The sequence below is a fragment of the Pseudomonas sp. HP_14 genome (genome assembly GCF_055283875.1).
This window is the reverse complement of sequence record NZ_JBTOQI010000005.1, coordinates 67,656-83,789: the sequence shown is the minus strand read 5'-3', so window position 1 is coordinate 83,789 and position 16,134 is coordinate 67,656. Positions and strand designations below refer to the sequence as shown.

Annotated in this window: 13 protein-coding genes; 9 read left to right on the top strand and 4 right to left on the bottom strand. The window is 58.9% G+C overall.

Annotated features, from left to right (window positions below):
- Positions 1 to 131 precede the first annotated feature (131 nt).
- The 8 genes from ACYASS_RS05550 to ACYASS_RS05515 all read left to right on the top strand — a co-directional run bounded on the left by ACYASS_RS05550 (position 132) and on the right by ACYASS_RS05515 (position 9,373).
- Positions 132 to 1,184 carry an ABC transporter substrate-binding protein gene (locus ACYASS_RS05550; RefSeq protein WP_463585373.1) on the top strand — a complete coding sequence of 351 codons (1,053 nt, stop codon included), beginning with the start codon at positions 132 to 134 and terminating at the stop codon, positions 1,182 to 1,184.
- 593 nt (positions 1,185 to 1,777) lie between these two features.
- Positions 1,778 to 2,707 (top strand): ABC transporter permease, encoded by a 930-nt coding sequence (locus ACYASS_RS05545; protein WP_243248281.1) that lies wholly within the window; start codon positions 1,778 to 1,780, stop codon positions 2,705 to 2,707.
- Entirely contained in the window at positions 2,708 to 3,505 is a 798-nt protein-coding gene (locus ACYASS_RS05540) for an ABC transporter permease (protein ID WP_122664731.1), read from the top strand.
- A gap of 224 nt (positions 3,506 to 3,729) precedes the next feature.
- A complete protein-coding gene (locus ACYASS_RS05535; RefSeq protein WP_463585372.1) occupies positions 3,730 to 5,190 on the top strand; it encodes an NAD-dependent succinate-semialdehyde dehydrogenase in 1,461 nt (486 codons plus the stop codon).
- 130 nt (positions 5,191 to 5,320) lie between these two features.
- Positions 5,321 to 6,406 carry an ABC transporter ATP-binding protein gene (locus ACYASS_RS05530; protein WP_463585371.1) on the top strand — a complete coding sequence of 362 codons (1,086 nt, stop codon included), beginning with the start codon at positions 5,321 to 5,323 and terminating at the stop codon, positions 6,404 to 6,406.
- 349 nt (positions 6,407 to 6,755) lie between these two features.
- Positions 6,756 to 8,045 carry a 4-aminobutyrate--2-oxoglutarate transaminase gene (gene gabT / locus ACYASS_RS05525; RefSeq protein ID WP_463585370.1) on the top strand — a complete coding sequence of 430 codons (1,290 nt, stop codon included), beginning with the start codon at positions 6,756 to 6,758 and terminating at the stop codon, positions 8,043 to 8,045.
- A 109-nt stretch (positions 8,046 to 8,154) separates the two neighbouring features.
- The gene (locus ACYASS_RS05520) at positions 8,155 to 8,841 is read left to right on the top strand and encodes an HAD family hydrolase (protein WP_243248288.1); all 687 of its coding nucleotides are present in this window, start codon (positions 8,155 to 8,157) and stop codon (positions 8,839 to 8,841) included.
- Between the two features lie 40 nt (positions 8,842 to 8,881).
- Positions 8,882 to 9,373, top strand: a complete 492-nt coding sequence (locus tag ACYASS_RS05515; protein ID WP_027900155.1) for an Lrp/AsnC family transcriptional regulator — start codon at positions 8,882 to 8,884, stop codon at positions 9,371 to 9,373.
- A 168-nt stretch (positions 9,374 to 9,541) separates the two neighbouring features.
- Here ACYASS_RS05515 and ACYASS_RS05510 read toward each other — a convergent pair whose 3' ends face one another.
- The 3 genes from ACYASS_RS05510 to ACYASS_RS05500 form a co-directional block, all read right to left on the bottom strand.
- Complete coding sequence (locus tag ACYASS_RS05510; RefSeq protein ID WP_463585369.1) at positions 9,542 to 10,825, bottom strand: NAD(P)/FAD-dependent oxidoreductase; 1,284 nt, start codon at positions 10,823 to 10,825, stop codon at positions 9,542 to 9,544.
- 60 nt (positions 10,826 to 10,885) lie between these two features.
- On the bottom strand, positions 10,886 to 11,590 hold the full coding sequence (locus ACYASS_RS05505) for an HAD-IA family hydrolase (protein WP_243248291.1): 705 nt from the start codon (positions 11,588 to 11,590) through the stop codon (positions 10,886 to 10,888).
- A 155-nt stretch (positions 11,591 to 11,745) separates the two neighbouring features.
- The gene (locus tag ACYASS_RS05500) at positions 11,746 to 12,681 is read right to left on the bottom strand and encodes a LysR family transcriptional regulator (protein WP_463585368.1); all 936 of its coding nucleotides are present in this window, start codon (positions 12,679 to 12,681) and stop codon (positions 11,746 to 11,748) included.
- 150 nt (positions 12,682 to 12,831) lie between these two features.
- On the opposite strand from ACYASS_RS05500, the gene ACYASS_RS05495 reads away from it, so the two are divergent.
- Entirely contained in the window at positions 12,832 to 14,259 is a 1,428-nt protein-coding gene (locus ACYASS_RS05495) for an aldehyde dehydrogenase family protein (protein ID WP_463585453.1), read from the top strand.
- A 165-nt stretch (positions 14,260 to 14,424) separates the two neighbouring features.
- Here ACYASS_RS05495 and ACYASS_RS05490 read toward each other — a convergent pair whose 3' ends face one another.
- A complete protein-coding gene (locus ACYASS_RS05490) occupies positions 14,425 to 16,128 on the bottom strand; it encodes a GMC family oxidoreductase (protein WP_463585367.1) in 1,704 nt (567 codons plus the stop codon).
- Positions 16,129 to 16,134 lie beyond the last annotated feature (6 nt).

The window sequence follows — 16,134 nt, the reverse complement described above, 5'->3', positions numbered from 1 at the left end:
TCGCGCAGCGTATTTGTACCCGCTTCATTTCCCGACATGCCAGTACATTAACTGGACGGTCCCGCAGAGCGACCTGCAACAAAAATCCCCAGCTCGCTTACGAAATCTGCCAACCATCGGGAGTCCTTTACATGACAGTTTCCAGTATCCGTACCTTCAAGCTGGCGAGCCTGGCGATTCTTACCGGCTGCGCCAGCATGGCGTTCGCAGAGGACATCACATTCGTGTCCCAGGGCGGCGCCTATCAGGAAGCCCAGAGCAAAGCGATTCTGGAACCCGCTGCGAAGAAACTCGGCCTGACCCTCAAACAGGACAGCTCACCCAAAGCCTATCCGATCATCAAGACCCAGGTCGAAAGCGGCAAAGTCACCTGGGACGTGGTTGACCTGCCCACCGGTGACTGCGTTCGTGGCCAGCAGGAAGGCCTGTTCGAGAAGCTCGATCTAGCGTTGATTCCTAACGCAGCGCAATTGCCTGCGGACCTCAAGGATGACTACAGCGTCGGTTACATCAGCTACTCCACCGTACTTGCCTATCGCACTGACGCGTTCAAGGGCGACAAGGCGCCGAAGACCTGGGCGGATTTCTGGGACACAAAGAAATTCCCGGGGCAACGTTCACTGCGCAACTTGCCGCGCCCAACCCTGGAAATCGCCCTGCTGGCCGATGGTGTCGCGCCCGACAAACTGTACCCACTGGATGTGGAACGGGCCTTCAGGAAACTCGAAGAAATCAAGCCGCACATTGCCACCTGGTGGACCTCGGGTGGCCAGTCGGCACAACTGATCAGCGACGGCGAAGTGGACATGATCCAGGCGTGGAATGGCCGCATCACCGCTGTTCAGGCTGACGGCGCACCGGTCGCCTTCGATTACAACCAGGGCGTGCTGGAGACCAATTCGCTCTGCGTACTCAAAGGCTCTCCACACAAGGTGGCGGCCATGAAGTTCGTCAACGAAGCCATCGACGCCAAGCTGCAGGCTGCGCTGCCGATGATCATTGATTACGGCCCGCTCAACCCTGAAGCATTCAAGACCGGAACGATCCCGGCAGAACGTGCGGCGAAGCTGCCTTCAGCGCCAGAAAACATCTCCCGCCAGGCCTTGCTGTCGGCCAAGTGGTGGGCATCTGCAGATGGCATCAAGGCTGAAGAGCGCTGGTTGTCGTTTGTGCAGAAGAAGTAACGCCGGAACGCTCACCCGGTAGGAGCGAACTTGTTCGCGAGGCGGCTGGCATGACCACCGCGTCAATCCCTCGCCAACAAGTTGCCTCCTACCTGGTACGTGGCAAGCCTGAAACACCGCATCAATCCATCGCCAACAAGTTGCCTCCTACCTGGCACGTGGCAAGCCTGAAACACCGCATCAATCCCTCGCCAACAAGTTGCCTCCTACCTGGCACGCGGTTAGCCTGAACCACCGCGTCAATCCATCGCCAACAAGTTGCCTCCTACCTGGTACGCGGTAAGCCTGAAACACCGCGTCAAACCCTGGCACGTGGCAGCGTCTGGGCCACTGTACCAATCCCGTGCCAGAAGCCTCGACGCAGGACATGCCGCCAGCACCCTCCATTACGCAATAAAGCACTTCGGCGCAGGGCATTTCAGCGGCTTCATTTGCCCGCATCTGGGTACATTAGAAATGGCACGGTCCCGCAGAGCGACCGGACATGAAACACGCTTGCTTTCAGCACCTGCCCCCACCCTTCGGGAGTCGTTCACATGCCAACACTCAAGCATTGCGCCTTTCAGCGCTTCAGCCAGTGACGGGAGAAAGACATGTCCAATGCTTATCTCGCCAAGTCCCTGCCCGAATCCGATAACGACAAGCAACAGCCACCGCTGACCAGCGCCGATGCCCTTGCCCGTGAAGAGCGCAAGGAAAACACTTCGATGATGCTGCTGCTCACTCCTGCGCTGTTGATGGTGGCGGTACTGCTGATTCTGCCGATGTGCTGGCTGGCCTTTCAGTCGGTGCAGACCGAAGAAGGCTTCTCTCTGGCCAACTACTTTCGCATCTTTGAAGAGCGGATTTACTGGGACACGTTCGTGCTGACCTTCAAGATCAGCTTCATCGTGACCGTCCTGTCGATCCTGCTGGGCTTCCCCATCGCCTACGCCGCTTCACGCCTGCACGGCTTCTGGGCAAACCTTATTCTGATCTGCGTGATCATCCCGTTCTGGACCAGCGTGCTGGTGCGTTCGTATGCCTGGCTGGTCCTGCTGCAACGTCGCGGGCTGGTCAACCAGACACTGATGGACATGGGGATCATCGATCAACCACTGAACCTGATGCACAACACCACGGGTACGGTCATCGGCACCTTGCACGTGATGTTGCCGTTCATGGTGTTGCCGCTGTATTCGGTGATGAAAAAAATCCCGCAAGACTTGATGCAAGCCTCGGAAAGCCTGGGCGCCAAGCCGTTTTATACCTTCCGCCGGGTATTTTTGCCCATGGCCGCCCCCGGCATCATGGCCGGCTCGATTCTGGTCTTCGTGATTTGTCTGGGCTTCTTCATCACCCCTGAACTGCTCGGTGGCGGACGCACCATCCTCGTGTCGATGCTGGTACAGCGTAACGTCGAGCTTTACCACGCCTGGGGGGCCGCAAGCGCCGTGGGTCTGGTGCTGCTGTTTGTGGTGTTCCTGATTTTCTGGGGTATCAACAAGTTCATCCCGATTGAACGCATCCTGGGAGCGCGCTAAATGAAACTGGTTGCCTATTTGCGTCAGGTCCGTCTCTCCCACCTGCTCTTCACGGTGCTGGTGGCAGCCATTCTGCTGTACCTGATCCTGCCGGTGCTGATCGTGGTGCCGATGTCGTTCTCCGAAGCACGCTTCCTGCAGTTCCCGCCCAAAGAGTGGTCGCTGCGCTGGTACGCGGCGTTTTTCCAGAGCGCCGAATGGATGTCGGCGGCACGCGTCAGCCTGATCACCGCTGCGGTCACTACGCTGGTCAGCCTGCCCATTGGCATGGCTGCCGCCTACGCCATCAACAGCTCCAGCCTGAAGGTGGTGCGCACGCTGCAAATCATCCTGCTGCTGCCCATGATGGTGCCGATCATTTTGATCGCAGCCGGCGTGTTTTTCGTCTACGCCCGAGTAGGCCTGATCAGCTCCATGACCGGCCTGATTCTGGCGCACATCATGCTGGCGCTGCCGTACGTGATCATCGCGTTACTGGCTGGCCTGCGTAATTTCGACATGTCGCAGGAAATGGTCGCACGCAGCCTGGGCATGAATCGCTTCCGCGCGTTCATGGCGGTAACCCTGCCGCAGATTAAACCGAGCCTGGTTTCCGCCACGCTGTTCGCGTTTATCACTTCGCTGGATGAAACCGTGGTTGCGCTGTTCATTTCCGGTGGTGACAACCAGACCCTGACCAAGCGGATGTTTACAGCCCTGCGCGATGAAATCGACCCGACGATTGCAGCGATCAGCTCGATTCTGATTCTGGCTTCGCTGTTGCTGGTGGTGATTGCGGGGCGCAACAAACCAAGCTGACACCACCACCTTGCAGGAGCTGCCGAAGCTGCGAAGGCAATTTATCTGAGACGCCGCTTCGCAGCCTTCGGCAGCTCCTACAGGGGATCGGCCAAGAGCAACATCTGCTGCCAGCACCTCGAATTCAGCATCTATCGCCCGTTCCAATGGCCATCTCGGCATCGGTCGCTGGGCAGACATTTTTACAATGAGTCCACCGTTCGGACCTTCAAGGCACCTTGATCATGTTGAAAAATACCCTGCGTGACCCTTCTCTTTTTGTCGAGCGCGCCTACGTCAATGGCGAGTGGATCAATGCCGATGACGGCGCGACGCTGGACGTCACCAACCCTGCCGACGGTAGCGTGATTGCCCGGGTTCCCGCGCTGCAAGCCGCTGAAACCCGCCGCGCCATCGCTGCGGCTGAAGCGCGCTTCGTGACCTGGCGCGAGGTCCCCGCGGCCGAACGTGCAAAGCTGCTGGAAGCCTGGTTCAAGCTGATCATGGACAATCAGGAAGACCTGGCGCTGATCATGACCGCCGAACAAGGTAAACCTCTGGCGGAGTCCCGAGGTGAAATCGCCTACGGTGCCAGCTTCGTTAAATGGTTCGCCGAGGAGGCGCGGCGTATCTACGGCGATACTATTCCGTCGCCGGTGGCTGACCGACGCATCATTGTGCTCAAGCAGCCGATTGGTGTGGTGGCCGCCATTACGCCATGGAACTTCCCCAACGCGATGATCACCCGCAAATGCGCGCCTGCGCTGGCGGCGGGCTGTCCGGTGTTGGTCAAACCTTCGGAAATGACGCCACTGTCGGCCCTGGCACTGGCGGTACTGGCGGAGCGCGCCGGTATTCCCGCAGGTGTGTTCAACGTATTGACGGGGCTGCCTGCCGGGGTTGGCGGTGAAATGACCAGTAACCCTGCAGTGCGCAAATTGTCATTTACAGGCTCGACTCGGGTCGGGCAACTGCTGATGAGCCAATGCGCGAGCACGATCAAACGCCTGAGCCTGGAGCTGGGTGGCAACGCCCCTTTCATCGTTTTCGATGATGCCGACCTGGACCTGGCGATCGCCGGCGTCATGCAAAGCAAATTCCGCAACGCCGGGCAAACCTGTGTCTGTGCCAACCGGATTCTGGTTCAGGACGGCATTTATGACCGTTTCGCAGAACGCCTGAGCGCTGCGGTCGCCGAACTGAAAGTCGGTGACGGCCTGCAAACCGGCGTCACGATTGGTCCGCTGATCAACGCCGCAGCGGTGGACAAAGTAGCCCGTCATATCGGCGACGCGCTGGAAAAAGGCGCAAGCGTGGTAATCGGCGGCGCACCTCAGGGCGACGGCCTGTATGTCCAGCCGACCGTTCTGCGCGAGGCCAAGGCCGACATGCTGCTGGCCAGCGAAGAGACCTTTGGCCCTGTTGCGCCGCTGTTCCGCTTCAAGGACGAAGCCGAAGCACTGGCACTGGCCAATGCGACTCCTTACGGGCTCGGCGCCTATTACTTTACCCAGGACATGCGCCGCGCCTGGCGTGTGGGCGAGCGCCTGGAGTTCGGCATGGTCGGTTTGAATACCGGGATCATTTCCATGGAAGTCGCTCCTTTCGGCGGCATGAAGCAGTCAGGTACCGGCCGCGAAGGCTCCAAGTACGGCCTCGACGAGTTCCTCGAAGTCAAAGCCTGGCATATCGGCGGCCTGGACTGACGGCCAGCGTTAGCGACAGATACCGCCGGGCAGCAGATCCTGTTTTCCCGGCGGCTCAAAACGGCACGAACACGGCCAGCGCCTGTGTTCAGATGGATGCAGACACTCGCTCTGCACGGGAGGACGCTTCATGAATTTCAACGAAGGTTTTGAATCGGTCAGCGTCAATCAGGTCTGCAAGGATTACGGCAGCCTCAAGGCATTGAACAATGTGAACCTGAAGGTCGAAGCGGGAGAGTTCATGTCCCTGCTGGGCCCCTCCGGATCGGGCAAAACTACGTTGCTGAGCATTCTCGGCGGATTCATCAGGGTCAGCTCCGGCAGCATTTTATTTGGCGAGCGCGACGTGACGTTGATGCCGCCGCACAAGCGCGAGATCGGCGTGGTGTTTCAGAACTACGCCCTGTTTCCGCACATGACCGTGGGCGAGAACGTTGCCTTCCCGCTACGTGCCCGAGGTGAAAGCGCGTCGAAAAGCCTGGGGCGGGTCAAGCAGGCGCTGGCAACCGTTGAGCTGACCGGCTACGAAAACCGCTCGATTGCGGCACTCTCGGGTGGCCAGCGGCAACGGGTAGCACTGGCCCGCGCCATTGTCTTCGAACCCAAGCTGATCCTGATGGACGAGCCACTTTCGGCGCTGGACAAACAACTGCGCGAGACCATGCAGATCGAATTGCGCGCCCTGCACAAACGCCTCGGTGCGACGATGATTTACGTGACCCACGATCAGCGTGAAGCCCTGACCATGAGCGACCGCATTGCGATCATGCGCGGCGGTCAACTGGTGCAGGTCGACACCCCTCGCCGTCTGCACGACCACCCTTCTGACGACTTCGTCGCCAGCTTCATCGGTGAAAGTACCCTGGTCCCCCTGCAGCGCAGCGAAAACGGCCTCACGCTGGGCGCAACGGCCCTGCGCACGACTCGTCCGATCCCGCCTTCCGGCGATGTGTTTCTGGCCCTGCAATCGGAAAAACTGCTATTGGACAACGAGACCTCAGGCCCGGAATGGAACCGCCTGCGCGGCCGTGTTTCGGACATCGTTTTCCAGGGCGAAAGCCTCAAGGTGTTCGTCGATCTTGAAGGCGGCCCGACCGTGAGCCTGCGTCAGCCAAGCCATCACGAAGGCAATCTGAGCCTGCCGCCCATTGGCTCGCCTATGTTCATGCGCCTGCACCCGGAAGACACCATCGTGGTGCCGCGGGCAGTGGTTTGAGCCAGGAACCAAACATACCTATCCAGTTGAAAGGCTATTACTTTGTGGGAGCCGGGCTAGCCCGCGATGCATGAAACGCAGCCATTAGCCACACCGCGTAATCGTTCATCGCGAGCAAGCTCAGCCCCCACATAGCCGGTCCTACGGGATTGCAGGCCAACATAGAATCTCCCACAGGGGTTTGCGGCGCACCCAGAATTGCCTGCAGCCCCCCACAGCGAAATATTCCGTAACCTCCCCCTAAAACAGTCGATCACAGCGCTGGCCCGGGCAACTTCAGTGCTTGTGGTTCTGGCCAGTGCTTATCCTGAACACATCACCTGCCACCCCGGCGTTCACGGAGATTGAGATGAATTCTGCACTGACTGAAAACCAACGCCTGCTCGCCCTGCGTGAGCAACACGTCCCGCGCGGCATCATTACGGCTCATCCGGTTGTGGCTGCTCGCGCTGAAGGTGCGCAGTTGTGGGACGTAGACGGCAAGCGCTATCTGGATTTCGTGGGCGGCATCGGCGTACTCAACGTGGGTCACAACCATCCGCGGGTGGTTGAGGCCGTGCGTCGTCAGGTGGGCGAAATATCACATGCCAGCTTCCAGGTCGTGGCCTACCCCAACTACATCGAAGTGGCCTCACGCCTGAACAAACTGATTGGTGGTGATGAACACTACAAAAGCGTGCTGTTCACCTCGGGCGCTGAAGCGGTCGAGAACGCGATCAAGATTGCCCGGGGCCACACCAATCGCACCGCGGTGATCTCCTTCCGTGGCGGCTTCCACGGCCGGACGTTGCTGGGCGTGACCCTGACCGGCATGAGCCAGCCCTACAAACAGAACTTCGGGCCTTTCCCCGCCGAGATCTATCACGCCACCTATCCGAACCCGTATCGCGGCATCAGCAGCGATGACGCACTGGCCGAACTGGACGAGCTGTTCGCCACTGATGTCGCACCCGATCGTGTGGCCGCAATCATCATCGAGCCGGTTCAGGGCGACGGCGGTTTCATCGCCGCATCCAATGAGTTTCTGCAGGCCTTGCGAGCGCGCTGCACCCAGCACGGTATCGTGCTGATCCTCGATGAAATCCAGGCTGGCTTCGGGCGTACCGGCACCATGTTCGGCTTCCAGCACGCAGGCATCAAACCTGATCTGGTAACGGTTGCCAAGAGCCTGGCGGGCGGCATGCCTTTGTCTGCCGTGACAGGTCGCGCCGAAATCATGGACGCGCCTACGCCTGGCGGTCTGGGCGGCACGTATGGCGGTAACGCGGTGGCGTGTGCTGCGGCGCTGGCGGTTCTGGATCTGTTCGAAGAGCAGGATCTGCTGAGCCAGGGCGAGAAACTGGCAGCACAGTTACGCGAAGGCCTGTTGGCCCTGCAAGCCCGCTACCCGCGCATTGGCGATGTACGCGGTCTGGGCTTCATGCAAGCCATCGAAATGGTCGCCGCCGACAGCAAGCAGAGCCCCGATGCCGCGCTGGCGCAAAAAGTCATCGACGAAGCCCGCAACGCTGGCTTGCTGGTGATCAAGTGCGGCGTGCACCGCAACGTGGTGCGCTTCCTCGCTCCGCTCGTGACAACACCTGAGCAAGTGGCAGAAGCCTTGCAGATGCTCGACACCGCACTGGCTGCCGCCTGCTGAAATGACGCGGTACGCAACCTGGCCCGGCCTGCCCTTGCAGCGCCGGGGCCCGGATCAGATCCGGGGCTGAACCATGACGGAACCGACAGCTGTAACTCAGGAGCGAATCATGAAAGTCACCCAGTACAAGGCATTGGGTTTTTCCTTTGGGACACTGGTTGATCGAGAACGGGGCATCCTGGAGGGACTTCGACCGCTGGCGGTGCAGAGCACCCCCACCCCGAGTGACGAGCAACTGTTACAGGCTTATCGACACACAGCTCAAGAGCTTATCACCAGTACCTCAGGCGTTAGCCCAAGGGCTTTCCACGGTCAGTTGTACCAACGTCTGGCTCACCAATTGCATACCATTCCTGACTGGGATCAGAGTGTTGCTTTCAGTAGCTCTTCTGACCACTGGCCCATATTTGAAGATGTTCCGGGTGCCTTGCAGTACCTGAGCAAGTTCTACCGTTTGATACTGATTGCCCCACCGCACGGTATCGATATGAGCTCGCTGACCAGCCGCCTGCCGGTGACGTTCGACGCAGTTATCGAACCCAGCAGCAACGACTGGCACATGAGTCTGGATGCCGCGTTACTCCAGTTGGAGCTGGAGCGATCAGAACTGTTACCGGTGCGCAGTACGGAAACGGATGATCCCTGGAATGAGCGGGTGGATTTTCCGGTGTGTACGTTGCAACGGGGTCATAGCCAGCCGTGGAATCACTCCCCGCAGGCTCTGGACGGCAAGCGCTGTGAATACGCCAGCCTGGCAGACCTCGTTCATGCGCATCAAAAAGCGCTGCATGCCTGAGGCGTGACAGCCAGGATTTTGAAATTGCGAGGACTGAACCATGGACGCAGCAACCAAGCTCGATCGTATCGACATCAACATCCTGGTCCAACTGCAGAAAGACGGGCGAATGACGAACGTTAGCCTCGCCGAAGCCGTCGGCCTGTCTCCCAGTCCTTGCTTGCAGCGGGTCAAGCGTCTTGAGTCGGCTGGCTACATCAGCGGCTACGAAGCGCACGTCAACCTGGCCAAATTTGCCAATTCAGTCACCGTCTTCACCGAAGTGACCCTCTCGGACCACAAGCGTGGCGACTTCGTGAAATTCGAATCGAGCATCCGCAACATCGATGAAGTGCTTGAGTGCCATTTGATCAGCGGCGGCTACGACTATCTGGTGCGCTTTCTGTGCAGCAGCATCCAGCACTATCAGGAGCTGATGGAGTCGATCCTGGACAAGAATATCGGCATCGAAAAATACTTCAGCTACATCGTAATCAAGTCACCCGTAGTGAAAAGCACAGTGCCGCTGCGCAGTCTGGTCAGGGCGGTTTGACAACACTGGATCTGTAACAACACTGGATCCGTAGGAGCTCACCGAGGTTACGAGGCCAGCGATAGCAGCTTGTCTGACACTCCGCTATCGCTGGCCTCGTAACCTCGGTGAGCTCCTACAGGATCGGTTCAATTTTTTTCGACAGGAGCAGATCCTTTCTGCGGCCATTCACCGGCCAATAACGTCCAGAAACTGCTGCCATCCCGCCGCCAGGCGAACACCGGGCGCACGGAAGGTATGCAGGGGAATGGGGTTGAATTTGTCGCCGCTGAGCAAGCCCAGGTCGACCTTCTCGCCTGCGGTCATCTTCGCCAACTGAGTGCCCATCCAGGTCGACATGGCGACACCACCACCGTTGTATCCGATGGCGTAAAAACTGCGCTCATCCAGCTGTCCGGCATGGGGCAGATAATCTAGCGTCATGGCGACCAGACCGGACCAGCGGAAATCGACCTTGCAGTCCCGCAGAACAGGAAAGACCTCGCCCATGCTGCGTTGCAGGGTCCGGAAAGCACTCTGCGAATCGTTCTTGCCGAACGCCCCGCGTCCACCAAAGATCAGCCTGTCACCGACTACCCGAAACCAGCGCAACATGCGCTTGGTGTCACCACATACCTGTCCGCCGGGCATGATCTGCGCCAGCACATCAGGCGATAACGGTTCGGTGGCAATGATTGCACTGCGAAACGGAATAAGACGTCGATGCAAGGTATCGGTAACGCGCGTCTGATCGGAATAACCGTTAGTGGCATAGATGATCTGACGCGCACTGATCCGCCCTTGAGGCGTTTGCACAATCACACGGCCGGCCTCATGACGCACGTTTTCGGCCGGGCTATTGATAAACAACCTGACGCCCCGCTCCGTCAGGCTTTGCGCGATGCCACGGGCGTAATTCATGGGGTGAATCCCGCCTGCCTTTGGCGTCAGCAGACCACCGGCAAAAAGCGTGGAACCGGTCATTTCCTGCACCTGTGCGGCGCTGATCATGACCGAGGACGCGCCACCGGTTTCGCGCTTGATCCAGTTCGCGGTGGATTCCAGCCCGCCAAGGGCGTGAACATTATGCGCAGCAGCGATATGCCCGCCCATGTTGAGCTGAGCGCCGGTCAGCCCCAAGCTGTCGACCATCTCGATCAGGCTGTCGACCGCCGCATAACCCGTGCGATACATCTGCAACGCGATGTCGCGACCAAAGCGCTCCATAAGCGTCGGAAAACCTACCCGAAACTTAGGCGAGACAACACCGCCATTACGCCCGCTGGCGCCCCAGGCCAGGGTATTGGCCTCGACAATCAACGGCTCGCGACCGCTCAGGGCAATATGGTGTGCCGCCGACAGGCCGGTATAACCTGCACCGATGATCACCACATCACATTGGCGGTCACCTTCGAGGGATTGCAGGGCGGGACAAGGTTGGGCGGTTGCCGCCCACAGGCTCTGAACAGTCATGACCAGCATCCGGCTAAAAAGAGGAATGACGCCCGCGACGAAAACCGGGCGTCCAGGTCATCAACCCAGTTCTTTCTCGACTGCGTCGGCCAGTTGCGCCAGCGAAGTGAAGTGATAATGCGGTTCGACGCGCTCGGACTCCAGCGTACCGCCGGTGCCCTTCTGTGCAAAGCGACGCTCGATCCAGCAGGTCTGATAGCCCAGACGCATCGCCACGCCGATATCGTGGTACTGGCTTTGCGCGACATGCAGGATGTTTTCAAACAGGATGCCCTGAGTTGCCAGCACACCACGGGTGTAGGCAAAAAACTGCGGGTCGGGTTTTTCGAAGCGAACATCGTCCACGGTTACGCGAACATCAAACGGCTCATCCAGAGTCTTGGCCATGAAATCCAGTGCCCAGATCCGCGAGTTGGTGGTGGCCACCAGTTTGAAATGCTTGCGCAGACGTTTCAGTGCTTCAACCGAATCCGGGAACGCCGGGAAGTTCTTCACCGCCAGGCTGAGGCCTTTGGCGTACTCATCATTATCCGGCAGATTCAGCTTCGAAGCGATGACGTGGTAGCAGCGTTCGAGGTCATCCGGCCACCATCCCGAATCAGTCGAGGCACGCGCTTCGCGATAAGCCTTGAGGATGTCGTCGTCACTGTGGTTTTTACCCGCTTCGCCCGCGACTTCACGCACGTGAGCAAGAATGCCGGCTTCGAAATCAATGAGCGTGCCGACGACATCGAACGTCAGGGCTTTGAACTGCTTGAATGACATAAGGCGCTCCGCAAGATTATTCATGAGGGGAAAGCTGTCTGGCTAGAGGTATTATCTGCCCTGACTTCTCGTGAAATATTCCGTTTTGAGCGCACCTCGAAGCATAACCTACGGTTTTTTCAGGATGCGCGGCACACCTTGACTCAGGGCCTTGATCAGAGCAGCTTCGCCAAGCCTAAATCGGGGTAAAGCTCATGCACTTGAGCGATGTCGGAACGCATCTCTTCGATGATCCAGTCGCGGATATTTTCCACCACCGGACGCACCGGACGATTCGCCGGAGTGACCAGGCAACAGCGCCGATTCGAGATCCGGATTTGTTCGGTAGCAGGCACCAATTCGCCTTTGACCAGGCTGTTCGACACCACCGTCAACCAGCCCAGGGCCATTCCCTGCCCTAACAAGGCAGCCTGCACGACCACCGCATAATCAGAGAATATCAAGGCATTTTCCGTACGCCCTGACGAACCGAATTCCAGCGTCCAGTCGCGATCCTGATTGTCCATGCAGATCAGCGTGGGGGACTGCTTTTTAGCCTCATCACGCAGCACTTGCTTGAGGTACAGCGGGTTGCAGACAGGTAAGGTTATTTCAGGTAGAACCAGTGTATCCGTGGCCTTCAGACTGCCTGCGTCGATGTAGCGCATGCCCAGATCCACGTCCACCAACGGGCCGCCAATCCGCCCGGACATCAACTGAAAACGCATGTCCACACTGGGAAAGCGTTGACTGAAACGGCTCATGCGCGGCATCAACCAATGGGTGGTAAACGCGGTTGAAACTGACAGTGTCACCGTTTCTATGCCAGTGGCACGGGATTCAATTTCGCTGATAGCCGACTCGATAGTGCTGAAGCCTTCCTGCACCCTGCGGTACAAAATGCTGCCGCTTTCGGTAAGTCGCGCACCACTGCGAGTGCGTTCGAATAGCTGCACGCCGAGATGCTCCTCAAGCCGGGACAACATGCGGCTAACCGCTGGCTGACTGACGCACAATTCATCCGCCGCCCGTGTGAAGCTGCCACACCGCGCAGCCGCCTCGAAGACGAATAGAGAACTGGAACTGGGGAGCTTTCGACGAAGATTAGACATGATCTGAGCTTATGCCTGAAACAACTATTAGTAAATTGCCGGATGCGTAAACAGGTGCTTATTCTTGCGAGCGACCGGGTGCAGTTTTCAGAAACCGTTAACCCGCTGCGCGCCCTTTTTTCGCTCGCCTTGATGAGGCTGCACCAGATGATCGAAAACACCCTGAAGTTTTATATCGATGGCCGCTGGGTAAACCCGGCGAGCGACTTTCAATTGCCGGTGATCAATCCGGCGACTGAACAGCCATTCAGCCAGATTGCCATGGGAAGCCAGACCGACGTGGACGCCGCCGTGAGTGCGGCCCGTCGCGCGTTCCCGGCCTTCGCCAGCACTTCACCGGCCGAGAGAATCACCCTGCTTGAACAGGTGCTGGACGTGTTCATGCAGCGTTATAACGAGATTGCCGAGGCGATCATGGCCGAAGTCGGCGCGCCCAGAGCTCTGGCTTATGACTGGCAAGCGGGGATCGGCAAACGTCACCTGCAACAGTTACTGCGCACGCTGGACACGTTTGCCTTTCAAAAAACCAACGGCAACACCCTGATCAATCTGGAACCCGTGGGTGTCGTTGCGCTGATCACGCCATGGAACTGGCCCATCAATCAGATCGTGTGCAAAGTTGCACCGGCGCTGGCCGCGGGCTGCACCATGGTTCTCAAGCCCAGCGAGATTGCACCACTGAACGCACTGCTGTTTGCTGAAGTCATGCACGAAGCGGGCGTCCCGGCCGGGGTGTTCAATCTGATCAATGGCGACGGCCCTACCGTAGGCGCAGCGTTGGCAGCCCACCCCGACGTGGACATGGTGTCATTCACCGGTTCGACCCGCGCGGGCATTGAAGTCGCGCGCCTGGCTGCGCCAACGGTCAAACGCGTCCATCAGGAACTGGGCGGCAAATCGGCCAACATCCTCCTTGATGATGTGGACCTGGAGAAAGCCGTGACCTCCGGCGTCAACGGCTGCTTTGGCAACAGTGGCCAGTCGTGCAACGCCCCCACTCGCATGCTGGTGCCCGCTGCGCTGCATGATCAGGCGGTGCAAATTGCGCGTCGTGCTGCCCTCGCCCATCACGTCGGCGCGCCTACGGATGAGCAATCGACAATGGGGCCGGTCATCAGCGAACGACAGTTCCAGGCCATTCAGCGAATGATTGCGATCGGCATTGAAGAAGGTGCGCAACTGGTCTGCGGCGGGCTGGGCAAGCCTGAAGGTCTGGAGCGTGGTTATTACGTGAAACCCACGGTATTCGCCGGGGTAACGCCGGAAATGACCATCGCGCGGGAAGAAATCTTCGGCCCGGTGCTGGTCATTCAGGCCTATGACAACGATGAGCATGCGGTCGCTCTGGCCAACGACAGCGTGTTTGGTCTGGCCGGATATGTGCAGTCGTCCAACCTGCAGCGGGCACGAGGCATTGCCTTGCAACTGCGGGTCGGCGGCGTGTACATCAACCATCCCGACTGGAACCCCGGAGCACCTTTTGGCGGCTACAAACAATCGGGCAATGGCCGGGAATATGCCGAATGGGGGCTGGAAGCGTTTTTGGAGACCAAGGCAATTGTGGGCTTCCACCCCTGAGGGTCCCAAGACATCGAACTGAAATCTTCCAGAATCAAGCCGATCCTGTAGGAGCTCACCGAGGTTACGAGGCCAGCGATAGCGGTTTACCTGACACTCCGCCATCGCTGGCCTCGTAACCTCGGTGAGCTCCTACAGGTCCCATGGTAGCTTCGCGCAAGTCGTCTACCGGGATGTGTTCCGCGCGCTTTCAGCCTTGATCAAATCAGCCATGCGCTCGGCAATCATGATCGTCGGCACGTTGGTGTTGGCGCACGGAATCGACGGCATCAACGAAGCGTCACACACCCGCAACCCGCGGACGCCAATCACGCGCCCATCGCTGTCGGTAACGGCCTGCGAGTCATCAACGCGCCCCATACGACAGGTGCCGGAAGGATGCCAGGTACCGCCGACATTGCGCCGCACGAACTCGGTCAAAGCCGCGTCATCGGCAACCAGTTTCTTCAGCGTGACCCCTTGAGTAACCAGGCCGTGAATCAGCCACGCCCTAAGCGGTCCCGCGACATCCAGCAGCAAGCTCAAGGCACCGCGCAGCATGCCATTGAGCACACCTGGCTGCGCAACTTTGGCCACTCGGGGCGAATAACTGGACGGGAAAACCACGCTGCACTGCGTCTTGAGCGAAGACGCTGACAAGGTCGCGGCGCCAAACTTCATTGCCTGTTTAAGGCGCTCCAGATCCCGGGTATCAGAGAGCATGTTGAAGCTCACCTCAGGCTCCTCAGCCGGATCACTGGACCGTAAACGCAGGCGACCTCTGGAAAACGACTTGTTGACCCAGAAGAACATCGTCCCCAGGCGATAGCCCAGCGAATGCCAACCTGAGCGCGACAGAATCGCACCGTGCATGTCGCAAGGCACGGTGTCCGGCAGGCCCGAGGAAAAGCGCACGATAGCCTGCTCGTGATGTTCATTGACGAACGCAGTGCGGCCCGCTTTGTTGAGCAAGGCGGAGACCGCAATTGAGGGATGTTCCATGAGATTGCCGCCGACACCCGGACGATCCGCCACGACAAAAATCCCCAGTTGAATCAGCTCATCCGCGGGGCCTATACCGCTGCGCATTAACACTGCCGGGCTGTGGATTGCCCCTGAGCAAACAATAACCTCCTTGGCGAAAACATCACTTGTGGTGCCGTCCGCAGCGATAATCCTTGCCCCCACGGCCTGATGAGACTTGAACAGCACACGGTCGACCAGGCATTCAGTGCGTATGTTCAGATTGCTGCGTTGACGCACCTCATCAGAGAGATAGCACACGGAGGTGGGAATTCGCTCCCCTTCAGGACTGACGCCAATGGCGCCGACAAACACGCCAGGCTCCCAGAGTCCGTTCTGGTCCGGTTTCGTCGCCAGCCCGCCGTCGCCCAACGCACTCATGACGGCCCTGACGAAGGGTGAAAGAAACGCCTGCGCTGTACGGCGGATCCTCAGCGGTCCCTGACTACCGTGCAACGGTCCGTCAAAATCGGTATCCGTTTCCAGCTTGCGAAAGTACGGCAGACAGCTGTCCCAGTTCCAGCCGCTGGCACCAAGTCGCTCCCACTCATCGTAATCGTCAGGAGCGCCGCGGTTGGTCATCAGCGCATTGATAGCCGAGCCACCGCCCAACAATCGTGCCTGTTCGTATCGGCGCTCGCTGGAACGCTTGCCCATCAGTGCCGTCAACTGACGCCAGATGTTGCTCGCGTCCAGATAGGCGCGACCGGGATAACGGCTGCGAATTTCGGCAGGCATATTGCCCGCCGAGATATCACGCCCCGCCTCAATCAGGCACACCCGCTTGTCAGGATCTTCGGACAGTCGTGCCGCCAGCACGCAGCCTGCCGAACCGCCGCCAAGGATCAGATAGTCGATCACCTTCACGCGCTC